The following is a 20866-nucleotide window of genomic DNA, read 5'->3' as shown; positions in this document are numbered from 1 at the left end:
ATTTTTATTTTAATGTCAAGCAAGTCCCAAATTGTCCCTGTTGAAACAGATGCAAATTATTGGCATTTCCAATATAGACCTCTTGAACACCTTTATTTATAGCATTGAATGCATTTTCCAGTTTAGGAATCATCCCGTCGTTCACTACGCCAGCCTCCTTGAGATATTCAAACTCCTCCGATTTGATTGTCGGGATAACTGAATTCTCATCTGTTACATCACGTAAAACCCCATTCTTCTCAAAACAATATACCAACGAGGTTTCGTACAACGAAGCCAAAGATACGGCTAAAGAAGAAGCGATCGTATCCGCATTTGTATTTAACAACTGACCAAGACCATTATGTGTAATAGCCGAAAATACTGGAACAAACCCCGCTTCCAAAAACTTCTTGATCGCCAAGGTATTCACCGAATCGTGCAGCAAATCACCAACAAAACCGTAGTCAATATCCTTAACAGGCCGTTTTATAGCCTTTATGACATCACCATCGGCACCTGTTAAACCTACAGCATCACATTTTAACTTCTGTAGCTTGGCAACAATCGTTTTATTTGTCAGTCCCGCGTATACCATTGTTACGACGCGTAACATTTCTTCATCTGTCACACGACGGCCTTCAACCATTTGTGCTTGTATACCAAGTTCACCGGCCAAACGACTTGCAATTTTACCTCCACCATGTACAAGAATTTTTTTTCCTGACAGTGCAGAGAACTTCTCTAAAAAAGATTCCAGCTGGCGTTCATCATCAATAATATTTCCGCCAATTTTAATAATATTTAATACACTATTAGCCATTACGCAACTTTTCCCAATAAAAATAGTTTTTCAATAATCAATAGGACTGTACTATACCAAATCCTCTAGCATTCGCTTCAAAACAACCTGAGCAGCCCATACACGATTGCCGGCCTCCTTAATAACAAGTGAATTTGGCCCGTCCAAAATTTCAGAAGATAACTCTAAATCCCTTCTTACCGGCAAGCAATGCATTATTTTGGCATCGTTTGTCAAACTAAGCTTTTTATTATCCATCATCCAATCTTCGTCCACACCATACACTTCACCATATTCTTGATAAGACGACCAGTTTTTCACATAGACAAAATCAGCATCTTTTAAGCTTTCCTCTAAATTATTAGATATCGTTGCTCCAGCAGTGAATTCTTCGCTTAACTCATATCCCATAGGCTGAGCTATCGTAAAATCGACCAATCCCTCCGCTTGTGCTTTACACATCCATTCCGCAAAAGAATTAGGTACCGCCTGAGGCAAAGCCTTAACATGCGGAGCCCAAGCCAATACTACCTTTGGTTTTTCGGTCTTCTTATATTCAGTTATTGTAATGATGTCTGTCAAGCTCTGTAGTGGGTGACGTGTTGCACTCTCTAAAGAAACAACAGGTACACCGCAGTACTTGATGAACTTATTGAACAAGTCCTCGCTATAGTCTTCTTCACGATCTTTCAATTTTGGGAACGAACGAAGTCCCAAAATATCACAATACTCACCCATAACTGCAGCTGCCTCACGAATATGCTCCACAGTTGTCCCATTCATCACGACACCGTCTTGTGTTTCAAGGGCCCAACCGTCTTTATCCATATTCATGACCATGACATTCATACCCAAATTCATCGCCGCCTTTTGTGTACTCAAACGCGTACGCAAACTTGGATTCAAAAATACAAGTCCCAGCGTTTTATGTTTACCAAGGTCCTGATTGTCATATGGTGCAGCCTTCAGACTTAACGCTTCCTGAACAACGTTCGCGACACTAGGTACATCCTTAACAGAGAAAAACTTTTTCATCTATATTTATTTATTCGAGTGCATTTGTAACAGCACAAAATGGCTGCTCCACACTCCGTATATACTTTAACTACTAAAACGCGTAATCAGATCCGCCCAAGCTAAAGAACTCATGCGCTAATCCGATGGCATCTCTACAATTCTTTATGCAACTGTGACCGCTTTGATATGTTCTTTTAATGCTGATAAAAATTGATCAGCATGTTCCTTCGTAACATTCAGCGCCGGCAGTAAACGAATCACGAAAGGTTTAGCCTCTCCTGTAAAGATACGGTTCTTTAATAAGAGATCCTTCTTGACATGTGCCAAAGATTCTGGAAGTTCAATACCAATCATTAAACCTCTCCCCCGAACTTCAACAATTTCCTCCATTTGCTTCAATTCATTGATAAGATATGCGCCCACTTCTGCAGCATTCTCCATCAACTTATCCTGTTGGATGATTTCCAAAACAGCCAAAGCTGCTGCACATGCGAGGTGATTTCCACCAAAAGTGGTCCCCAGGCTGCCGTAAGTAGCCTTAAACTTGGGAGATATACTTATTGCTCCGATGGGAAAACCGTTACCCATACCTTTTGCCATTGTATAAATATCAGCTTCAACTCCTGAATAATCCTGTGCATAGAACATTCCTGTCCTACCATACCCACATTGAACTTCATCAGCAATAAAAACAGCATTATATTGATCACAAAGAGAACGAATCAATCGAAGAAAAGACACAGAAGCTTCGCGGATCCCCCCTACCCCTTGGATGCTCTCTACGATAACAGAAGAGATCTCTTCTCCATATGTACCGAAAGCTTCTTTAAGCGCAGTCTCATCATTGAAAGGAAGAAAAACAACATTCTCTGTTTCGTTAACAGGCGCGACAATCGTTGGATTGTCCGTAGCAGCTACCGCTAAAGAAGTTCTACCGTGAAAAGCTTTTGAAAATGCAATCACCTTTTTCCGCTTGTTATAAAACGAAGCTAACTTCAATGCATTTTCGTTCGCTTCTGCTCCCGAATTGCAAAGAAATAAATCGTAATCAACCTTACCCGAAACTTCGCCCAATAATCGGGCAAGTTCACGCTGAATTGGAATTTCAACAGAATTAGAATAGAACCCAATGCGGCTCAATTGTTCCGTTATACGTTGTACATAATGTGGGTGCGTGTGTCCGATCGATATCACAGCATGACCACCATACAAGTCCAAGTAAGCATTTCCTTCGGCATCCCACACCGTTGATCCATTAGCCTTTACTATGTTAATGGGATTAATGGGATAAACATCAAATGGTTTCATCTTAATGAATTATAGATTGATAAACGAAATAGCTAGTAATAGAAAAGCTATCAGATTTTAGCAATACAAATATATTAGTTATAACGGTAGGAATGGTCATAAAATAAAAAAAGTCCTCTTAAAAAGAGGACTTTTTTATGCTAGATCAGAAGAATACTATTCTCCGTCTACTTTTTCTTCACCTTCTACTTCAGCTTTAACTTCTGCAGGAGCTTCAGTTTCAGCAGTAGCAGCAGCAGCTTTTTTAGCACCACCACGACGACGAGTAGCTTTTTTCTCAGTAGCCTCAGCTTTTTTACCGTAGATTTCGTTGTAATCAACTAACTCGATGAACGCCATTTCTGCGTTATCACCTAAACGGTTTTCCATTTTGATGATACGAGTATAACCACCTGGACGGTTAGCTACTTTTTCAGAAATCTCGCGGAATAAGATAGAAACTGCGTCTTTATCTTTCAAGTAAGCGAATACTGTACGACGTGAGTGAGTCGTATCGTTTTTAGATTTAGTAATCAAAGGCTCAACATACGTACGTAATGCTTTAGCTTTAGCCAAAGTAGTTGTAATACGTTTGTGTTTGATCAATGACGTTGCCATGTTAGCCAACATTGCTTTTCTATGGCTATCCGTACGGCCTAAGTGATTTACTTTTTTTCCGTGTCTCATTTTGGATTTTATTATACTAATCGTACCGTTTTTGTATATGTCAAATAGGTGAATATCACATATTCAGACAGCCAAAAGGAATTACGACTAGCGGTCGCTTAATAAATTATTATTCTTCGTCTAATTTGTATTTTGCCAAGTTCATTCCGAATGATAAACCTTTCGATTTAACCAACTCTTGGATTTCACTTAACGATTTTTTACCGAAGTTTCTGAATTTCAACATATCAGCTACGTCATAAGTTACTAACTCAGCCAATGTGCGAATATCTGCAGCTTTCAAACAGTTCAATGCACGAACTGAAAGATCAAGATCTACTAATTCTGTTTTAAGAATCTTACGCATATGTAAGATTTCTTCATCAACAACTTTAGTTTCTTCTTTCGTTTGAGACTCAAGAAGCATATTCTCATCAGAGAATAAAATAAAGTGTTGAATTAAGATCTTAGCAGCTTCTTTCAAAGCTTCTTCGGGGTGAATTGAGCCATCAGTAGAGATATCCAACAACAATTTCTCGTAGTCAGTTTTTTGCTCTACACGGTAATTCTCAATGGTATATTTAACATTCTTGATCGGAGTAAAGATCGAATCGATTGCGATAACACCTACTGGAGCATCAACAACTTTATTCTCATCAGCATTTACGTATCCACGACCTTTGGCAATACTCAATTCCAATTCAATTGTCACTGAATTATCCATGTTACAGATTACCATGTCTGGGTTTAAGACCGTAAAGTTATTAGAGAATTTTGTGATATCACCAGCTAAGAATTGTTCTTGACCATTGATTACTACAAATACCTTTTCGTTGTCGCCAATCTCACCTGTTTTTTTGAAACGAATTTGTTTCAAGTTCAAGATAATCTCAGTTACGTCTTCAACAACACCTTTGATCGTTGAAAATTCGTGCGAAACGCCAGAAAACCTTATCGACGTAATTGCATATCCTTCTAAAGAGGACAATAGAATACGGCGCAAAGCATTACCAATGGTTACACCAAAACCAGGCTCCAATGGACGAAATTCAAACGTACCATCAAAATCCGTAGATTTTTGCATGATAACTTTATCCGGTCTTTGAAATGCTAAAATTGCCATTTATTTTCTTTTAATGTTTTATTTGTAATAATAATTGTAATACAATAGAAGATGCATACCCCAAAAATTGGACTATGCATTCTTCTATTTTATTTATTATTTAGAGTATAACTCAACGATTAAGTTCTCTTTAATGTTTTCAGGAATGTCAGCTCTTTCTGGATAGCTTAAGAAAGTACCTGTCAATTCTTTCGCATTCCACTCTAACCAAGAAAATTTGTTTACAGTACGACCTGCAACTGAATTTGTGATGGCTTCAAGTGTTTGAGAACGTTCACGAACTGCTACAACGTCACCTGGACGCAAGCTATATGATGGAATGTTAACAACTTCGCCGTTAACAGTAACGTGTTTGTGGGATACCAACTGACGAGCAGCGGCACGAGAAGTAGCGATACCTAAACGGTAAACTACGTTATCCAAGCGAGCTTCTAACAATTTCAAGAAGATCTCACCTGTAATACCTTGTTTAGAGGCAGCTTTAGCAAATAAGTTTGCGAATTGACGCTCCAATACACCGTAAGTGTATTTTGCTTTTTGTTTTTCTAACAACTGAATAGCATATTCAGATTGTTTACCTCTGCGTTTAGAAGCTCCATGTTGTCCAGGAGGGTAATTTTTCTTTTCTAACGCTTTATCTGGGCCGAAGATCGGCTCTCTAAATTTACGGGCAATTTTGGACTTAGGTCCTGTATATCTAGCCATTTTCTTTTACAATTAAAGTATCTATCAGCCTATAGCCGATGAATCTTATCTTTAAATTAATTAAACTCTTCTGCGTTTTGGAGGACGACAACCGTTGTGAGGAAGTGGAGTGATATCTTTGATAGTAGTCACATCAATTCCTACTGTTTGCAATGTTCTGATTGCCGATTCACGACCAGCACCAGGTCCTTTAACAAACACTTCAACTTTACGTAAACCTAAGTCGTGAGCAACTTTTCCACAGTCTTGTGCAGCCTGACCAGCAGCATATGGCGTGTTCTTTTTAGAACCACGGAAACCCATTTTACCAGCACTAGACCAAGAAATAGTTTGACCTTGATTATTCGTCAAAGTTACAATGATATTGTTAAACGTTGCGTTAATGTGAGCCTGACCTACAGGTTCGATAACAACGATACGCTTTTTTGCAGCTTTTTTAGTTTTAGCCATTTCTTATTTATTATTTAGTAGCTTTTTTCTTGTTTGCAACTGTCTTACGTTTACCTTTACGAGTACGTGAGTTGTTTTTAGTACGTTGACCACGAACTGGTAAGTGTTTACGGTGACGCAATCCACGGTAACAACCGATATCCATTAAACGTTTGATGTTTAATTGAATTTCAGAACGCAATGCACCTTCAACCTTCAATTCGTCGTTAATGATGGTACGAATTGCTGCCAATTGATCATCATTCCACTCTTGTACCTTCACATCTTCGCTGATACCAGCTTTTTCCAAGATATATTCAGCTCTTGTACGACCGATACCAAAAATATAGGTAAGGCCGATCACACCTCTTTTGTTTTTAGGTAAATCAATACCTGCTATCCTTGCCATATAATATTAAGCTATTATTTTTTTAATGAATTAACCCTGACGTTGTTTAAACTTTGGGTTCTTTTTGTTGATTACAAAAACTTTACCTTTACGACGGATGATCTTACAGTCCGTGCTACGTTTTTTTATTGATGCTCTTACTTTCATGATATTTATTTTTTCAAAAGCTTGCGCTAATACAAGGGCTTACGGCTATTTATAGCGATAAGTAATCCTTCCTTTAGTCAAATCATACGGAGACATTTCCAATTTAACTTTATCACCAGGTAAAATTTTGATATAGTGCATGCGCATTTTACCAGAAATATGGGCAATGATTTCATGTCCATTTTCCAACTCTACCCTAAACATAGCATTAGAAAGTGCCTCTCTAATTATACCGTCTTGTTCTATTGAGGCTTGTTTAGCCATATATTCTCGATTAAATTTAATTTAAAAGCCTGCGAACAGGAGTGCAAAGATAAATAAAAATAATTGAATACCAACTACTTTTTGTTCAAAACTTTCTCTACATGTTCGAATGTCAGCAACACATCTGGTTCTCCTTTTCGGATTGCAACCATCTGTTCGAAGTGCGCCGATAATTTCCCATCCACTGTACTCACTGTCCAACCATCGTCCCAAAAACGAACGCCCGCACGGCCTGCATTGATCATCGGTTCGATACAAATAACCAAACCTTCTTCCAATTTAGGACCAGCACCTCGTTTTCCATAATTAGGAACCTCAGGTTTTTCATGTAAGTGGTAACCAACTCCGTGTCCAACCAGCTCACGAACAATTCCGAATCCGAATTTGTTCACATACTCCTGCACAGCCGAAGAAATATCCCCAACACGTTTACCAGCCACAGCCTGTTCAACACCTTTGTACAATGATTCTTTTGTGACATCCAGTAACAACTGTGCCTCTTCAGAAATCTCACCTACACCAAAAGTATAAGCAGAATCACTGATAAAGCCATTCAAATTGACACCACCATCGACCGAAACAAGATCTCCATCTTTAATTTCATAATCACTTGGAAAGCCGTGTACAATTTGATCGTTGACAGATATACACAAAGAATATGGAAATCCTTGATAATTTAAGAACGCAGGCGTCCCGCCGTTATCATGAATATACTCATAAGCTAATTTATCAAGAGATATAGTCTTTACCCCAGGTTTAATCACTTTTGCGATTTCACCAAGCAACTGCGAAAGCACATCTGCTGACTTTCGCAATTGCTCTATATCTTCTGCTGACTTATAAAATACTTTAGACATCTAAAGAAATTAAATTGCCGAATGATCCATTCCCTCAACAGACGCGGCCGAACGGCCTTTAATACGACCTGTTTTCATTAATCCATCGTAATGACGCATCAATAAATGAGATTCGATCTGTTGCAAAGTATCCAACACCACACCTACTAAAATCAATAATGACGTACCACCGTAGAAGTGCGCAAATTGATTATTAATACCAAACAAACTTGCAATAGCAGGTAGAATAGCAATGATCGCTAAGAAAATTGCACCTGGAAATGTAATATTTGATATTACGCGGTCTATAAAATTACTAGTTTCCAATCCCGGTTTAATACCTGGTACAAACCCTCCGTTCTTCTTCATGTCGTCCGACATCTGTTGTGGGTTCACCATAATCGCTGTATAGAAAAACGTAAATGCGATAATTAACACCGCAAATGTCACGTTGTATGCTACAGAAGTATAGTTACTCAACGAAGTCAAAAATTCCGACTGAAGATTTGGGAAGAACTGTCCCAAACTCATTGGCACAAACATGATTGCCTGCGCAAAAATGATAGGCATTACACCTGCAGCATTTACCTTTAAAGGTATATACTGACGTACTCCACCGACTTGCTTGTTTCCAACGATTTTCTTTGCGTATTGTACAGGAATCTTACGAACCCCTTGTACGATTAAGATCGTAAAGATCACAACAAAGAACAAAGCCACAAATTCAAGCAACAATGGAATTGGACCACCACCACCTTTCGCCATTCTAGAAACCCATTCCGCAGTGATACCACTTGGCAATTGAGCGATAATACCAGTCATGATGATCAAAGAAATACCATTACCGATACCTTTATCCGTAATTTTTTCCCCTAACCACATCACAAATAAAGTACCGCCTGTCAAAACTATGGCAGTCAGAATAGTGAATAATGGGTCAGCTATTGTCTTAGCACTTGGCTCGATTTGAGTACGTACATAAGCAAAAGCCTGAAGCAAAGTAATCCCTAAAGTTAAATAGCGAGTAATCTGATTCATTTTTTGACGACCACTTTCCCCTTCTTTCTGCATCTTTTGGAAGTAAGGAACCGCGATGCCCAGCAATTGAACAACAATGGATGCCGAGATATATGGCATTACCCCTAAAGCAAAGATAGCCGAACGAGAGAATGATCCCCCCGCGAACATATCCAATAAGCCCAATAAACCCTCTTTTTGACCAGAAGCCAAAGCATGAGGATTTACACCTGGTAATACCACGTGACATCCAATACGGTAAATCAAAAGAAAAAGTAAGGTATTTAGAATACGCGTACGTAAATCATCGATTTTCCAAATATTGGTTAAGGTTGTGATTAGTTTCTTCATTTATTAAATTTTAACGATAGAACCGCCTGCAGCTTCAATAGCTTTTTGAGCAGAAGCAGTAAACGCGTGCGCTGTTACTTCAACTTTAGCTTTCAATTCACCGCGACCCAAGATCTTAACTTTGTCATTTTTAGACACTAAACCATGAGCTTTCAATGCGTCGAAATCTACAGCTGTTAAATTGTATTTCTCGATCAACGCTTGTAAAGTATCCAAGTTGACACCGTTGTACTCAACGCGGTTGATGTTTTTGAAACCAAATTTAGGCACACGACGTTGCAAAGGCATTTGACCACCTTCGAAACCGATTTTCGTCGAGTGACCTGAACGAGAACCAGCACCTTTGTGACCACGTGTAGAAGTACCACCACGACCAGAACCAGTACCACGGCCAATACGTTTGCTACTTTTTACTGCACCTTTTGCAGGTTTTAAATTACTTAAGTTCATTTTTAACTAAATTGTGCTAGCCCTTCGCTCTCACTAAACAGGTACTAGCGATTAAAAAATAATTATTATAAATACAAGTAATGGAAAGAGCCAAAAGACCCTTTCCATATGCTAATATTAAATAGTTTCGATAGCTACTAAATGGTTTACTTTACGTACCATTCCAATGATTGATGGAGTAGCTTCAACTTCTACTGAGTGGTTGATTCTTTTCAAACCTAAAGCCTCAATAGTTTTCTTTTGGCGCTCGCTTCTGTCGATAACGCTCTTTATCTGGGTGATTTTGATTTTTGCCATGATAATTAACCGTTAAATACTTTGTTTAAATCGACACCGCGGTGTTGTGCTACTGTATATGCATCACGCATACTTGCTAAAGCAGTTACAGTTGCTTTTACCACGTTGTGTGGGTTAGAAGAACCTAATGATTTAGCCAATACGTCTTTGATACCAGCAGACTCCAATACCGCACGCATTGCACCACCTGCTAAAACTCCTGTACCACCTACAGCTGGTTTAATCAAAACTGAACCACCAGAATATTTACCATATTGCTCATGAGGAACAGTACCTTTGATAATAGGAACTTTAACTAAATTTTTCTTTGCGTCGTCGATACCTTTAGTGATTGCTTCAGTTACCTCTTTCGCTTTACCTAAACCGTAACCAACAATACCGTTTTCATCACCTACTACAACAATTGCAGAGAAGCTGAAAGTACGACCACCTTTAGTAACTTTAGCTACACGTTGGATACTTACTAAGCGATCTTTTAATTCAATTTCGCTTGATTTTACTCTTTTTATATTGCTTAATGCCATTTCTTTCTATGATTAAAAGTCTAAACCGCCTTCGCGAGCACCTTCAGCCAAAGATTTGATACGGCCATGGTATAAGTACCCATTACGGTCAAAAACTACTTTATTAATACCTGCTGCTACTGCTTTTTCAGCCACCAATTTACCTACAGCTTTAGATTGATCAACTTTGTTACCTGCTGCAACAAACTCTTTTGACAAGCTAGATGCAGCAACTAATGTTTTACCTGCATTGTCATCAATGATTTGCGCATAGATACCTTTGTTACTTCTAAAAACCGATAAACGTGGACGTTCAGACGTTCCAGCAAGGTTTTTTCTGATTCCTTTTTTGATTCTCTCTCTACGAGATGCTTTTTGTCCTGCCATGATTATTATTTTTTAGCTGATTTACCTGCTTTTCTTCTCAACACTTCACCTGCAAACTTCACACCTTTTCCTTTGTAAGGTTCTGGTTTACGGAAGCCACGGATTTTAGCCGCTACCTGACCGATTAATTGTTTGTCAGCACACTCTAAAGTGATTGTAGGGTTTTTACCTTTGTCAGCAGTAGTTGATACTTTAACCTCGTTTGGCAATACAAAAACAATCTGGTGAGAGAAACCTAAAGTTAACTCTAATACATTACCAGTACTTGAAGCACGGTAACCTACACCGACTAACTCTTGCGTAGTTTTGTAACCTTCAGTCACACCGTGAACCATGTTAGCCAACAGGGAACGGTATAGACCGTGTAATGCTTTGTGTTTCTTTTGATCAGTTGGACGTGTTACAACGATATTGCCTTCTTCTTGAGCAATCGTGATGTCACGGTCAACTTGTTGTGTTAATTCGCCTTTAGGACCTTTTACTGAAACTAAGTTTTTGTCCGAAATAGTAACAGTTACCCCAGCAGGGATAGCGATAGGCGCTTTTCCAATTCTTGACATTTCTTTGTGCTTTTACCTAGATTAATAAACGTAACATAAAACTTCACCACCAACATTTTGAAGTCTAGCTTCCTTATCTGTCATTACACCTTTAGATGTCGACAAGATAGCAATACCTAAACCGTTCAAAACACGAGGCATAGTATCAACGCTTGCATACTTTCTTAAACCAGGTTTACTCACACGTGTCAACGTACGAATAGCCGGAATTTTGCTAATTGGATTATATTTCAATGCGATTTTGATCGTACCCTGTACGCCATTCTCATCGAATTTGTAATTAGCAATGTAACCTTTGTCAAAAAGAACTTTAGTGATCTCTTTTTTTAGGTTCGATGCAGGAATTTCAACAACCCTGTGGTTGGCCTTGATGGCATTCCTTACTCGTGTAAGGTAATCCGCAATTGGATCTGTAGTCATTATATATGAAAATTTGTGACAGCGGTTTCCCTCCCAACCGTTGGTATGGGACCTTCTATCTGTTAAACAATTTTAAAATGCAAAAACCCCGGCAATCCTAAATTGAATTGCCCGGGCAAAATTAAGTATTTTTTTTAAATTACCAAGAAGCTTTTTTCACCCCTGGGATTTTGCCATCTAAAGCCATCTCACGGAAAGTTACACGAGAGATACCAAATTGACGCATATATCCTTTAGGACGGCCAGTCAATTTACAACGATTGTGTAAACGTACTGGAGAAGCATTTTTAGGTAATTTATCTAATGCAACGTAATCGCCAGCAGCTTTTAATTCTGCACGTTTTGCCGCATATTTAGCTACCAATTTAGCGCGTTTTACTTCGCGTGCTTTTAATCCTTCTTTAGCCATTGTTATTAGTATTTTGATTTTTAAATGGTAAACCGAATTGTTTCAACAATTCTAAAGCTTCAACATCATTTTGAGCAGAAGTCACGAAAGTGATATCCATACCTTGGATCTTGTTGATTTTGTCAATGTTGATCTCAGGGAAAATGATTTGTTCAGTGATACCTAAGTTATAGTTACCACGTCCGTCAAAACCTTTATCGTTGATACCGCGGAAGTCACGAATACGTGGAAGCGATACTGCTACCAAACGATCCAAGAATTCAAACATATTGTTGTCACGTAAAGTAACACGTGCCCCTACAGGCATACCTTTACGTAATTTAAAGTTTGAAATATCTTTTTTCGATTTTGTAGCAACGGCTTGTTGACCTGTGATTAAAGTCAACTCAGCGATAGCGTTATCGATTAATTTTTTGTCAGCTGTTGCAGCTCCTACGCCTTGTGAAACAACGATTTTCTCAAGTTTAGGAACCTGCATAATACTTTTATACTGAAATTTTTCTTGAAGTGCTTTACGGATTTCTTCCGCATATTTCACTTTTAATCTTGGTACGTAAGTCATTATTTAATTTCCTCCCCTGATTTTTTAGCGTAACGAACTAATTTACCATCTGCATTTAACTTACGACCTACACGTGTAGTTGCACCTGTTTTAGGATCGATAACAGCTAAATTAGAGATGTGAATACCAGCTTCTTTCTCAATGATACCACCATTAGGATTAGCTGCACTTGGTTTAGTGTGTTTTTTTACGATGTTAGCGCCCTCAACGATAGCTCTATTTTTATCCACTAAAACAGTTAATACTTTTCCTTGAACACCTTTAGAGTTACCAGCGATAACTTTCACTAAATCACCTTTTTTAATTTTGATTTTGTGCGTAGTTGTTTTTGTTTTCTGTGCCATAATTATAAAACCTCCGGTGCTAATGATACAATTTTCATGAACTGTTTCTCACGCAACTCTCTAGCAACAGGGCCAAAGATACGTGTACCACGTGGTTCATCATTATTATTTAATAATACAGCGGCGTTGTCATCGAAACGGATATATGAACCATCTTTACGACGGATTTCCTTTTTCGTTCTAACGACTACTGCTTTAGAAACGGAACCTTTTTTCACGTTTCCTGAAGGCATAGCGCTTTTCACCGATACAACAATCTTATCTCCGATTGATGCATAACGCTTGCGCGTACCGCCCAATACACGGATTACTAAAACTTGTTTAGCACCGCTATTGTCAGCTACATTAAGTCTTGATTCTTGTTGTACCATGTTATTTAGCTCTTTCTATAATTTCTACTAATCTCCAGTTTTTTGTTTTACTCAGCGGACGAGTTTCCATAATTAATACCGTATCGCCGATACCGCAGGTATTAGTTTCGTCATGAGCTTTAAATTTAGTAGTTTTTTTAACGAACTTACCATAGATCGGGTGTTTCACTTTACGTTCCACTGATACCACGATAGATTTGTCCATCTTGTTGCTAACTACTAAGCCGATTCTTGTTTTTCTTAAATTTCTTTCCATTTCGACTTTAAATTTTACGCCTCAGAGGCTGTTTCGTTTTTAGCTGCAGCTTTGCGTGCACTGATCTCTGTACTGATACGAGCGATAGTTTTGCGTGCTGCTTTGATCACGTTAGGGTTCTCAATAGCTGAAACAGCATGTGCAAATTTCAATTTTGTAAGGGCTGTTTTCTCTTCTACAAGACGAGCTTTTAAGTCCTCATTAGATAATTCTAAAATTTCTGAATTTTTCATGTTTTTTCAGTTGTTATTTGGGTTATCATCGCTTTATATATAGCGTTAGGGGTAACGGCCCTAACGCTTAAATGATGACATTACCAAGATTTTTATGCTTCAACGTAGTCTCTACGAATCACAAACTTAGTTTGAACCGGAAGTTTTTGAGCTGCAAGGCGTAAAGCTTCTTTGGCAATTTCCAAAGGCACACCTTCTGCTTCAAATAACATACGGCCTGGGCGTACTACTGCTACCCAGTATTCTGGAGCACCCTTACCTTTACCCATACGTACCTCTGCAGGTTTTTTCGTAACAGGTTTGTCAGGGAAAATACGAATCCAAACTTGACCTTCACGTTTCATATAACGTGTAACCGCAATACGAGCTGCCTCGATTTGACGACTAGTGATCCATGCTTGCTCCATTGTTTTGATACCGAAAGAACCGAAAGCTAACTCCGCTCCACGAGAAGCGTTACCTTTCATGCGGCCTTTCTGCATCTTTCTGAACTTCGTTCTTTTTGGCTGTAACATGTTCGTATACTTTTTAAATCTGCTTTTTCAGCAGGTTTTTGTTGTAATCTAAATAACTATTAATCTTTTTTCGGACCACGGTTGCTTCCACCACGGTTGTTTCCACCACGGTTGTTTCCACCGCGACCACCTTTGTTGTTACGGTTGTCACGACGTTCGCCACCACCTTCGTGGTTGCCACGTGATTTTACACCAGATGCTTGACCAATGTTTGGAGATAAGTCACGTTTACCGTAAACCTCACCTTTACAGATCCAAACTTTGATACCGATTTTACCGTATGTAGTCAATGCTTCAGCTAAAGCGTAGTCGATATCAGCACGCAATGTGTGTAAAGGAGTTCTTCCTTCTTTGTACTGTTCAGTACGCGCCATTTCAGCACCACCTAAACGACCAGAACACATGATTTTGATACCTTCTGCACCCATACGCATGGTAGAAGCGATTGAAGTTTTCATTGCACGACGGAATGAAATACGTGCCTCTAATTGTTTAGCGACACCTTCAGCTACTAACTTAGCATCTAACTCAGGGCGTTTGATCTCGAAAATGTTGATTTGAACATCCTTTTTAGTCAGTTTTTTCAACTCTTCTTTGATCTTGTCAACTTCTTGACCACCTTTACCGATAACGATACCTGGACGAGCAGTGTGAATTGTAACAGTGATACGTTTTAAAGTTCTTTCGATAACAACTTTAGCTACACCACCTTTTGCAATACGAACAGAAAGATATTTTCTGATTTTTTCGTCTTCAACTAATTTATCGGAATAGTTTTTACCTCCGAACCAGTTAGAATCCCAACCTTTGATGATTCCTAATCTGCTACCTATTGGATTTGCTTTTTGTCCCATTTCTCAATAAATTAGTTTTGTTCAACGTTTAATTTGCTATCAACTACCAAAGTAACGTGATTTGAACGTTTACGAACTCTGTATCCGCGACCTTGAGGAGCCGGACGCAATCTTTTCAATTGACGACCACCACCTACTGATACTTCTTTTACAATTAGTTCGCTTTCTTCCACTGATTTACCTTCGTTTTTGGCTTCCCAGTTTTTGATTGCAGATAATAATAATTTTTCTACACGAGCAGCAGCTTCTTTACTTGAGTGTTTCAAAATGTATAATGCATTTTCAACACGTTGACCGCGAATTAAGTCTACCACTAAACGCATCTTACGAGGCGAAGTAGGGCAGTTCAATAATTTGGCATCCGAAGCTCCTCCTTGTTGAGCTTTCTCTTGCTCTTTACGTTGTCTAATTAAGACAGACTTTTTAAGTTTTTTTGTTGCTTCCATTACCTATTATTTTTTCTTTTCTGCGTGGCCTCTGAATGTACGCGTAGGCGCGAATTCACCAAGCTTGTGACCTACCATATTTTCTGTTACATAAACAGGGATAAATTTATTCCCGTTGTGCACTGCGAAGGTATGGCCAACAAAATCAGGTGAAATCATTGATCTACGAGACCATGTTTTGATAACTGACTTTTTGTTAGTTTCATTCATAGAAAGAACTTTTCTTTCTAAGTTGTGATCGATATAAGGACCTTTTTTAATTGAACGAGCCATTATTTTTTCCTTCTCTCAATGATGTAACGATTCGATGTTTTCTTCTTGTAGCGTGTTTTGAAGCCTTTAGCTAATACACCTGTACGTGAGCGTGGGTGACCTCCTGAAGTACGGCCTTCACCACCACCCATAGGGTGATCTACTGGGTTCATCGCAACACCACGAACTCTTGGACGACGACCTAACCAACGTTTGCGACCTGCTTTACCTAACACTTGGTTAGATCTTTCATGGTTCGATACTGAACCAATTGTAGCAACACAAGTCAATAAGATCATACGTGTTTCGCTCGAAGGCAATTTGATGATGGCATATTTACCATCACGAGCAGACAATTGAGCATAAGTACCAGCCGAACGAGCAATTGAACCACCTTGACCAGGATTTAATTCAATGTTGTGGATGATAGAACCCAATGGAATGTTTGCTAATGGTAATGTATTACCAACTTCTGGGGCAACTTTATCACCTGCAATTACAGTTTGACCAACTACTAAACCAGCTGGAGCAAGGATGTAACGTTTTTCACCATCTGCGTAATGCAACAAAGCAATACGAGCAGTACGATTTGGATCGTACTCGATAGTAGCTACTTTTGCAGGGATATCTTTTTTATCGCGTTTGAAATCAATTAATCGGTATACTTTTTTATGTCCCCCACCGAGATAACGCATAGTCATTTTACCGGAGTTATTACGACCGCCTGATTTCTTGTTGATTTTTACTACTAACGATTTTTCAGGAACGTTTGTAGTAACATCAGAGTAGTCTGCGCCTACTCTAAAACGAGTACCAGGGGTTACCGGTTTGAATCTTTTAACTGCCATTTTGTATTATATAGTACTGTAAAAGTCAATAGTTTCGCCGTCTTTAATAGTAATGACAGCCTTTTTATACTTAGGAGCTCTACCAGATACGAAACCTGCTTTTGTGTAACGGCTTTTTGCTTTACCAGCTACTACTGCAGTGTTTACAGCAAGAACTGTAACACCAAACATAGCCTCAACAGCTGCTTTAATCTGGATTTTGTTTGCTCTGTGATCTACTTTGAAAGCATAACGGTTTAATTTCTCCGTTAACATAGAAGCTTTCTCAGTCAAGATAGGTTTTTTAATAATTTCCATATTACTTAGCTAATGCTTCCTCCAAAGATTTAACAGAATCTGTAGTCAACAATAATTTTGTTGCGTTCAATACATCATATGTATTTAAATCAGATGCAACAATAACTTTTGCTTTTTTCAAGTTTCTGCTTGATTTATAAACAATTTCATCGTAAGCTGGCAATACCAACAATGTTTTCTCATCAGCTACGTTCAACGCATTTATTAAAGCAACATAGTTTTTAGTTTTGATAGCATCGAATTTTACTTCATCCAATACCACAATGTTATTATCTTTTGCTTTGTAAGACAACGCTGATTTACGTGCTACTTGTTTCAATTTTTTGTTCAATTTGAACGAGTAGTCACGAGGTTGAGGACCGAATACACGACCACCCCCGTTAAACAATGGAGATTTGATAGAACCCGCACGAGCACCACCAGTACCTTTTTGTTTGTGTAATTTACGAGTAGAACCCGCGATTTCGTTACGTTGTTTAGATTTGTGAGTTCCTTGGCGTTGGTTCGCTAAGTATTGTTTCACATCCAAATAGATCGCATGATCGTTAGGCTCTAACCCAAATACCGACTCAGGAAGTTGCACCTTGGCACCTGTTTCTTTACCTGATAAATTTAAAACTTTAACTTCCATCTCTACTATTTGTCTACGATTACATAAGAACCTTTAGCTCCTGGAATGGAACCACTAACAACGATAAGGTTTTGCTCAGCGTAAACTTTCAACACCTGTAAGTTTTGAACTTTAACTCTGTCACCACCTGTACGACCAGCCATGCGCATACCTTTGAATACGCGTGAAGGCCATGATGAAGCACCTAATGAACCTGGAGCACGTAATCTGTTGTGCTGACCGTGAGTCGCACCACCTACACCACCAAATCCATGACGTTTCATGACACCTTGGAAACCTTTACCTTTTGAAGTACCGACTACATCTACGTACTCGCCTTCTTCAAAAAGAGTAACGTCAACTACGTCACCAAGTTGTTTTGCATCTGGGAAAGTTTTAAACTCTACCAACTTACGCTTAGGCGTTGTGTTTGCTTTCGCAAAGTGCCCTTTCAAAGGAGCTGTCGTGTTTTTCTCCTTAGCTTCGTCGAAACCAAGTTGAATTGCCGAGTAGCCATCCTTTTCTTCCGTACGTATCTGCGTAACCACGCACGGCCCGGCCTGAATCACTGTACAAGGAATATTTTTCCCATCAGCGTTAAACAGGCTCGTCATTCCTACTTTTTTTCCAATAATACCTGACATGTTGTAAATTAATTAATTAAAAGTCCTTCGAAGCAGTAGGGCTTCGCTCAAGACATACTATCCCCATTAAGGGATTGCAAAGTTACAAATATTTTTATAACTGTCAAATAATTAGTGAATTATTTTTTTTATTTTCTAGATCATTTCTTCATCAGCATCAAATTTCCGAATAATACCTATCCAACTCCCCGCTCCGATTAAATCATCGCCAAAAAAAATAAAATTAGGGCAATCTATTCCTACTGCCACACAGCTGTCACAAGACGCTATAATTTTGAACTGTCATACAACGCAGAAGGCGATGTATAGCTTACTAAAAACTTTAAATACGAGAATCATGAAAACAGAAATCATTTCCAGAAACGAATTACTTGAACATTGGTTGGGCCACAGAAATTTGACAAGACAAACCATTGAGCAATTTCCCGAAGAAGAGTTGTTCAATTATAAAGTAGAAGGCATGCGTCCATTTGCGGATATGGTGAAGGAACTATTAGGCATTGCCGTTCCCGGCCTCCAGGAGATTGTGAATAATAAAAGTGGTGAGCTGAACGAAAATTTCAGTTATTCAACCAAAGCGCAATTACTACAGGCATGGGATGAAGCAACCCCACGGATCAGTGAACTGTTCAATAAGATTTCAGAAGAACGCTTTTCCGAAGAATTCAACTTGTTTGGACAATACAAATCGCCCGTCATTCACAGTATTTTGTATTTTATCGATAATGAGATCCATCATCGTGGTCAGGGATTTGTCTATCTACGCTTACTTGGTATTCAGCCACCATTTTTCTGGGAAAGAGGGTAATTTCGGCCATTACACGACAAGATACCTGTTTAGGTTCAATAGAAAGATCTGACAGGTATCTTATTTATCTAATCTCGTTGCAGGAAAGACCTGTCCACCCCATACTCAGATTAAACTTGCTCCAAAGCAGATGAAAGCAATCGTTTTACTATTTCCTTCAATGACTCCGGCTCGACAATTTTACCTTTATCAGCAAACATCAGATACCAGCGCGCAAACCCATTCTCCATATTTATACATTCAAAATGCATCTCGATATAATTATCCGCAATCACTTCGCTCTGAAATCCGAAATAATGACGGTCCCATTCCATATACCTAGCTATTTCTTTATCCACTTGCACCACCACTTTAGTTGTCGGCACTTCATGCCGCTTATTCAGAAAGAAAGATAGCTCGGGATGCTCCTTTCCAAAATCTTCGGCAAGTATTCGGATATTGTTTATACGGTCCAAACGAAATTGTCTATAGTCATTTCGTAATTTACAGAAAGCAAGGATATACCAGAATTTGCTTTCCACAAAGATCCCCACAGCTTCAATTTCCCTTCTTTCGGGACTTTTATCTGAAGGTTTGGAATAATAGATTTCAACACATTTTTTCGCGGCAATACTTTCGATCAATATGTTTGTGCCATGGGTTAACTTCTCATTGAATTGGTGTCGCCCACCTCGTACGAGAAAATTATCCCCTACTAAGGCAACTTGCTCTTTTTCGTTACCTCTCAGTATGGCTTTCATTTTAAGCAGGGCTGTAGCAAAATGATTGGCAAGATTTCGGTCCGTATACTTTTCGACTAATTTCTCTGCTGCTACAAAACTCAATGCCTCTTCCCTTGTAAATTGCAAAGGTGGCATCTTATAGCCTTCAACTAGCGAATACCCATTTCCCGCCTCACCGTAAATCGGAATCCCAGCCTGCATCAAAGACCGAATATCACGATAAATCGTCCGTTGACTCACCTCATATCGCTCTGCCAGAGCGGCCGCTGTCACAACAGGTTTAGCCTGTAGATGCATATAAATCGCAAGTATACGATCAAATCTTTTCTGGATATCCGTCATTTGGATAAAGGTACGAAAAGCACAAATGATTTAATGAATGTCACAAAAAATGGCAAAGTTTCAAATTATGGAACACGGAAATATAATACAGCAAAATATATAGTTCTGCTCGTGTATCTTTATCGAACGCATATCAAATATAAGGGCTTACCTGTAACTGGCTTCTTCGGGAGTAAATAATTAACAAGTTAATATCATATTCCTAATTACAAAAGGAGTAACACTATTTTTATTAGGGGTTAGCAGGGGGTTAACAGGGATAATACCCCTGTTAACCCCCTGTTATCCCCCTATAAAACCCCTATTAATATAGAAAATGATATCATGTTATACTACCCATGTGCACTAGATGAAAGAGACCGTATTTGACAACGAATAAAATCAAATACAACAAGAAGAAACTTGTTTTTAGATTGAGAGAGTTAAATCCAATAAAACAAAAAAAGTGAAGTACCTTATATACTTCACTTTTCCACATGGTGTTAATAACTTTGTTGAAAACTTAAAACAGTCACGCTTGATTGCTTGATTACCTTTTCTCCTCGGAGCAACCGGTCATATCGCACCAATGCCTCCACATAGTAGTAATCGACATAGGTCAACCGCACAGCCACTTCTGTTTTATGCGGAATTGATCCGACACTATGCTTCAAGATATAGCTACCGGCTTCTTTATAATCTGCTTTTTAGGGTTTAGAAGAAAG

34 protein-coding genes are annotated in these 20866 nt (G+C 38.8%); 1 reads left to right on the top strand and 33 read right to left on the bottom strand.

Going from position 1 to position 20866, the window contains the following annotated elements:
* Positions 1–4 precede the first annotated feature (4 nt).
* The 32 genes from argB to rplC all read right to left on the bottom strand — a co-directional run bounded on the left by argB (position 5) and on the right by rplC (position 18290).
* Positions 5–802 (bottom strand): acetylglutamate kinase, encoded by a 798-nt coding sequence (gene argB, locus AB1Z56_RS23515; protein WP_309364274.1) that lies wholly within the window; start codon positions 800–802, stop codon positions 5–7.
* A gap of 51 nt (positions 803–853) precedes the next feature.
* On the bottom strand, positions 854–1816 hold the full coding sequence (locus AB1Z56_RS23510) for an acetylornithine carbamoyltransferase (protein ID WP_309364276.1): 963 nt from the start codon (positions 1814–1816) through the stop codon (positions 854–856).
* A 144-nt stretch (positions 1817–1960) separates the two neighbouring features.
* Positions 1961–3106, bottom strand: a complete 1146-nt coding sequence (locus AB1Z56_RS23505; RefSeq protein ID WP_426790330.1) for an aspartate aminotransferase family protein — start codon at positions 3104–3106, stop codon at positions 1961–1963.
* A gap of 156 nt (positions 3107–3262) precedes the next feature.
* Entirely contained in the window at positions 3263–3772 is a 510-nt protein-coding gene (rplQ, locus tag AB1Z56_RS23500; protein ID WP_293905589.1) for a 50S ribosomal protein L17, read from the bottom strand.
* Between the two features lie 109 nt (positions 3773–3881).
* Entirely contained in the window at positions 3882–4874 is a 993-nt protein-coding gene (locus tag AB1Z56_RS23495; RefSeq protein WP_046674887.1) for a DNA-directed RNA polymerase subunit alpha, read from the bottom strand.
* 96 nt (positions 4875–4970) lie between these two features.
* Positions 4971–5579, bottom strand: a complete 609-nt coding sequence (rpsD, locus tag AB1Z56_RS23490; RefSeq protein ID WP_309364282.1) for a 30S ribosomal protein S4 — start codon at positions 5577–5579, stop codon at positions 4971–4973.
* Positions 5580–5639: 60 nt separating this feature from the next.
* The gene (rpsK, locus tag AB1Z56_RS23485; RefSeq protein ID WP_046674885.1) at positions 5640–6029 is read right to left on the bottom strand and encodes a 30S ribosomal protein S11; all 390 of its coding nucleotides are present in this window, start codon (positions 6027–6029) and stop codon (positions 5640–5642) included.
* A gap of 10 nt (positions 6030–6039) precedes the next feature.
* Positions 6040–6417, bottom strand: coding sequence for a 30S ribosomal protein S13 (rpsM, locus tag AB1Z56_RS23480; protein WP_112373918.1), 378 nt, complete (start codon positions 6415–6417; stop codon positions 6040–6042).
* Between the two features lie 30 nt (positions 6418–6447).
* On the bottom strand, positions 6448–6564 hold the full coding sequence (ykgO, locus tag AB1Z56_RS23475) for a type B 50S ribosomal protein L36 (RefSeq protein WP_086950022.1): 117 nt from the start codon (positions 6562–6564) through the stop codon (positions 6448–6450).
* A gap of 45 nt (positions 6565–6609) precedes the next feature.
* Positions 6610–6828 (bottom strand): translation initiation factor IF-1, encoded by a 219-nt coding sequence (gene infA / locus AB1Z56_RS23470; RefSeq protein ID WP_002997456.1) that lies wholly within the window; start codon positions 6826–6828, stop codon positions 6610–6612.
* 74 nt (positions 6829–6902) lie between these two features.
* Positions 6903–7685, bottom strand: a complete 783-nt coding sequence (gene map / locus AB1Z56_RS23465; protein WP_120333131.1) for a type I methionyl aminopeptidase — start codon at positions 7683–7685, stop codon at positions 6903–6905.
* Between the two features lie 9 nt (positions 7686–7694).
* A complete protein-coding gene (gene secY, locus AB1Z56_RS23460) occupies positions 7695–9032 on the bottom strand; it encodes a preprotein translocase subunit SecY (RefSeq protein WP_046674882.1) in 1338 nt (445 codons plus the stop codon).
* Positions 9033–9035: 3 nt separating this feature from the next.
* Positions 9036–9482 (bottom strand): 50S ribosomal protein L15, encoded by a 447-nt coding sequence (rplO, locus tag AB1Z56_RS23455; protein WP_046674881.1) that lies wholly within the window; start codon positions 9480–9482, stop codon positions 9036–9038.
* 117 nt (positions 9483–9599) lie between these two features.
* The gene (gene rpmD / locus AB1Z56_RS23450; RefSeq protein ID WP_046674880.1) at positions 9600–9779 is read right to left on the bottom strand and encodes a 50S ribosomal protein L30; all 180 of its coding nucleotides are present in this window, start codon (positions 9777–9779) and stop codon (positions 9600–9602) included.
* A 5-nt stretch (positions 9780–9784) separates the two neighbouring features.
* Entirely contained in the window at positions 9785–10303 is a 519-nt protein-coding gene (gene rpsE, locus AB1Z56_RS23445; RefSeq protein WP_369012330.1) for a 30S ribosomal protein S5, read from the bottom strand.
* A 12-nt stretch (positions 10304–10315) separates the two neighbouring features.
* Positions 10316–10669 carry a 50S ribosomal protein L18 gene (gene rplR, locus AB1Z56_RS23440; RefSeq protein ID WP_426790329.1) on the bottom strand — a complete coding sequence of 118 codons (354 nt, stop codon included), beginning with the start codon at positions 10667–10669 and terminating at the stop codon, positions 10316–10318.
* Positions 10670–10674: 5 nt separating this feature from the next.
* Complete coding sequence (rplF, locus tag AB1Z56_RS23435) at positions 10675–11229, bottom strand: 50S ribosomal protein L6 (RefSeq protein ID WP_088160090.1); 555 nt, start codon at positions 11227–11229, stop codon at positions 10675–10677.
* A 21-nt stretch (positions 11230–11250) separates the two neighbouring features.
* Positions 11251–11649, bottom strand: coding sequence for a 30S ribosomal protein S8 (gene rpsH / locus AB1Z56_RS23430; protein WP_046674876.1), 399 nt, complete (start codon positions 11647–11649; stop codon positions 11251–11253).
* A gap of 139 nt (positions 11650–11788) precedes the next feature.
* Complete coding sequence (gene rpsN, locus AB1Z56_RS23425) at positions 11789–12058, bottom strand: 30S ribosomal protein S14 (RefSeq protein WP_028071569.1); 270 nt, start codon at positions 12056–12058, stop codon at positions 11789–11791.
* Positions 12051–12620: a 50S ribosomal protein L5 gene (gene rplE, locus AB1Z56_RS23420; protein WP_046674875.1), complete on the bottom strand. Its 570-nt coding sequence runs from the start codon at positions 12618–12620 to the stop codon at positions 12051–12053. The genes rpsN and rplE overlap by 8 nt, the downstream gene beginning before the upstream one ends.
* Positions 12620–12964 (bottom strand): 50S ribosomal protein L24, encoded by a 345-nt coding sequence (rplX, locus tag AB1Z56_RS23415; protein WP_070570406.1) that lies wholly within the window; start codon positions 12962–12964, stop codon positions 12620–12622. Before rplX ends, rplE begins: the two co-directional genes overlap by 1 nt.
* A gap of 2 nt (positions 12965–12966) precedes the next feature.
* Positions 12967–13335 (bottom strand): 50S ribosomal protein L14, encoded by a 369-nt coding sequence (gene rplN, locus AB1Z56_RS23410; RefSeq protein ID WP_046674873.1) that lies wholly within the window; start codon positions 13333–13335, stop codon positions 12967–12969.
* A 1-nt stretch (position 13336) separates the two neighbouring features.
* Positions 13337–13591, bottom strand: coding sequence for a 30S ribosomal protein S17 (gene rpsQ, locus AB1Z56_RS23405; protein ID WP_046674872.1), 255 nt, complete (start codon positions 13589–13591; stop codon positions 13337–13339).
* Positions 13592–13605: 14 nt separating this feature from the next.
* Positions 13606–13824 (bottom strand): 50S ribosomal protein L29, encoded by a 219-nt coding sequence (rpmC, locus tag AB1Z56_RS23400; protein ID WP_046674871.1) that lies wholly within the window; start codon positions 13822–13824, stop codon positions 13606–13608.
* A 92-nt stretch (positions 13825–13916) separates the two neighbouring features.
* Entirely contained in the window at positions 13917–14339 is a 423-nt protein-coding gene (gene rplP / locus AB1Z56_RS23395) for a 50S ribosomal protein L16 (RefSeq protein ID WP_046674870.1), read from the bottom strand.
* A 59-nt stretch (positions 14340–14398) separates the two neighbouring features.
* Positions 14399–15193, bottom strand: coding sequence for a 30S ribosomal protein S3 (gene rpsC / locus AB1Z56_RS23390; RefSeq protein ID WP_046674869.1), 795 nt, complete (start codon positions 15191–15193; stop codon positions 14399–14401).
* A gap of 11 nt (positions 15194–15204) precedes the next feature.
* The gene (gene rplV / locus AB1Z56_RS23385) at positions 15205–15639 is read right to left on the bottom strand and encodes a 50S ribosomal protein L22 (RefSeq protein ID WP_077438121.1); all 435 of its coding nucleotides are present in this window, start codon (positions 15637–15639) and stop codon (positions 15205–15207) included.
* 6 nt (positions 15640–15645) lie between these two features.
* Positions 15646–15912 (bottom strand): 30S ribosomal protein S19, encoded by a 267-nt coding sequence (rpsS, locus tag AB1Z56_RS23380; RefSeq protein ID WP_002997495.1) that lies wholly within the window; start codon positions 15910–15912, stop codon positions 15646–15648.
* Positions 15912–16739, bottom strand: a complete 828-nt coding sequence (gene rplB, locus AB1Z56_RS23375; protein ID WP_046674867.1) for a 50S ribosomal protein L2 — start codon at positions 16737–16739, stop codon at positions 15912–15914. Before rplB ends, rpsS begins: the two co-directional genes overlap by 1 nt.
* Positions 16740–16745: 6 nt before the next feature.
* Positions 16746–17036 (bottom strand): 50S ribosomal protein L23, encoded by a 291-nt coding sequence (gene rplW / locus AB1Z56_RS23370; RefSeq protein ID WP_075990874.1) that lies wholly within the window; start codon positions 17034–17036, stop codon positions 16746–16748.
* 1 nt (position 17037) lies between these two features.
* Complete coding sequence (rplD, locus tag AB1Z56_RS23365) at positions 17038–17667, bottom strand: 50S ribosomal protein L4 (protein WP_075990873.1); 630 nt, start codon at positions 17665–17667, stop codon at positions 17038–17040.
* Positions 17668–17672: 5 nt separating this feature from the next.
* Positions 17673–18290 carry a 50S ribosomal protein L3 gene (gene rplC / locus AB1Z56_RS23360; RefSeq protein ID WP_046674864.1) on the bottom strand — a complete coding sequence of 206 codons (618 nt, stop codon included), beginning with the start codon at positions 18288–18290 and terminating at the stop codon, positions 17673–17675.
* A 337-nt stretch (positions 18291–18627) separates the two neighbouring features.
* Here rplC and AB1Z56_RS23355 point away from each other — a divergent pair, with 337 nt between their 5' ends.
* Complete coding sequence (locus tag AB1Z56_RS23355; RefSeq protein WP_426790328.1) at positions 18628–19098, top strand: DinB family protein; 471 nt, start codon at positions 18628–18630, stop codon at positions 19096–19098.
* 110 nt (positions 19099–19208) lie between these two features.
* Here AB1Z56_RS23355 and AB1Z56_RS23350 read toward each other — a convergent pair whose 3' ends face one another.
* Complete coding sequence (locus AB1Z56_RS23350; protein ID WP_426790327.1) at positions 19209–20162, bottom strand: helix-turn-helix transcriptional regulator; 954 nt, start codon at positions 20160–20162, stop codon at positions 19209–19211.
* Between the last annotated feature and the right edge of the window lie 704 nt (positions 20163–20866).

Origin of the sequence: Sphingobacterium sp. WOUb80 (genome assembly GCF_050058145.1) — a bacterium.
Lineage (GTDB): Bacteria > Bacteroidota > Bacteroidia > Sphingobacteriales > Sphingobacteriaceae > Sphingobacterium.
The sequence above is the reverse complement of the archived record's forward strand: the minus strand, read 5'-3'. Positions and strand labels throughout refer to the sequence as shown.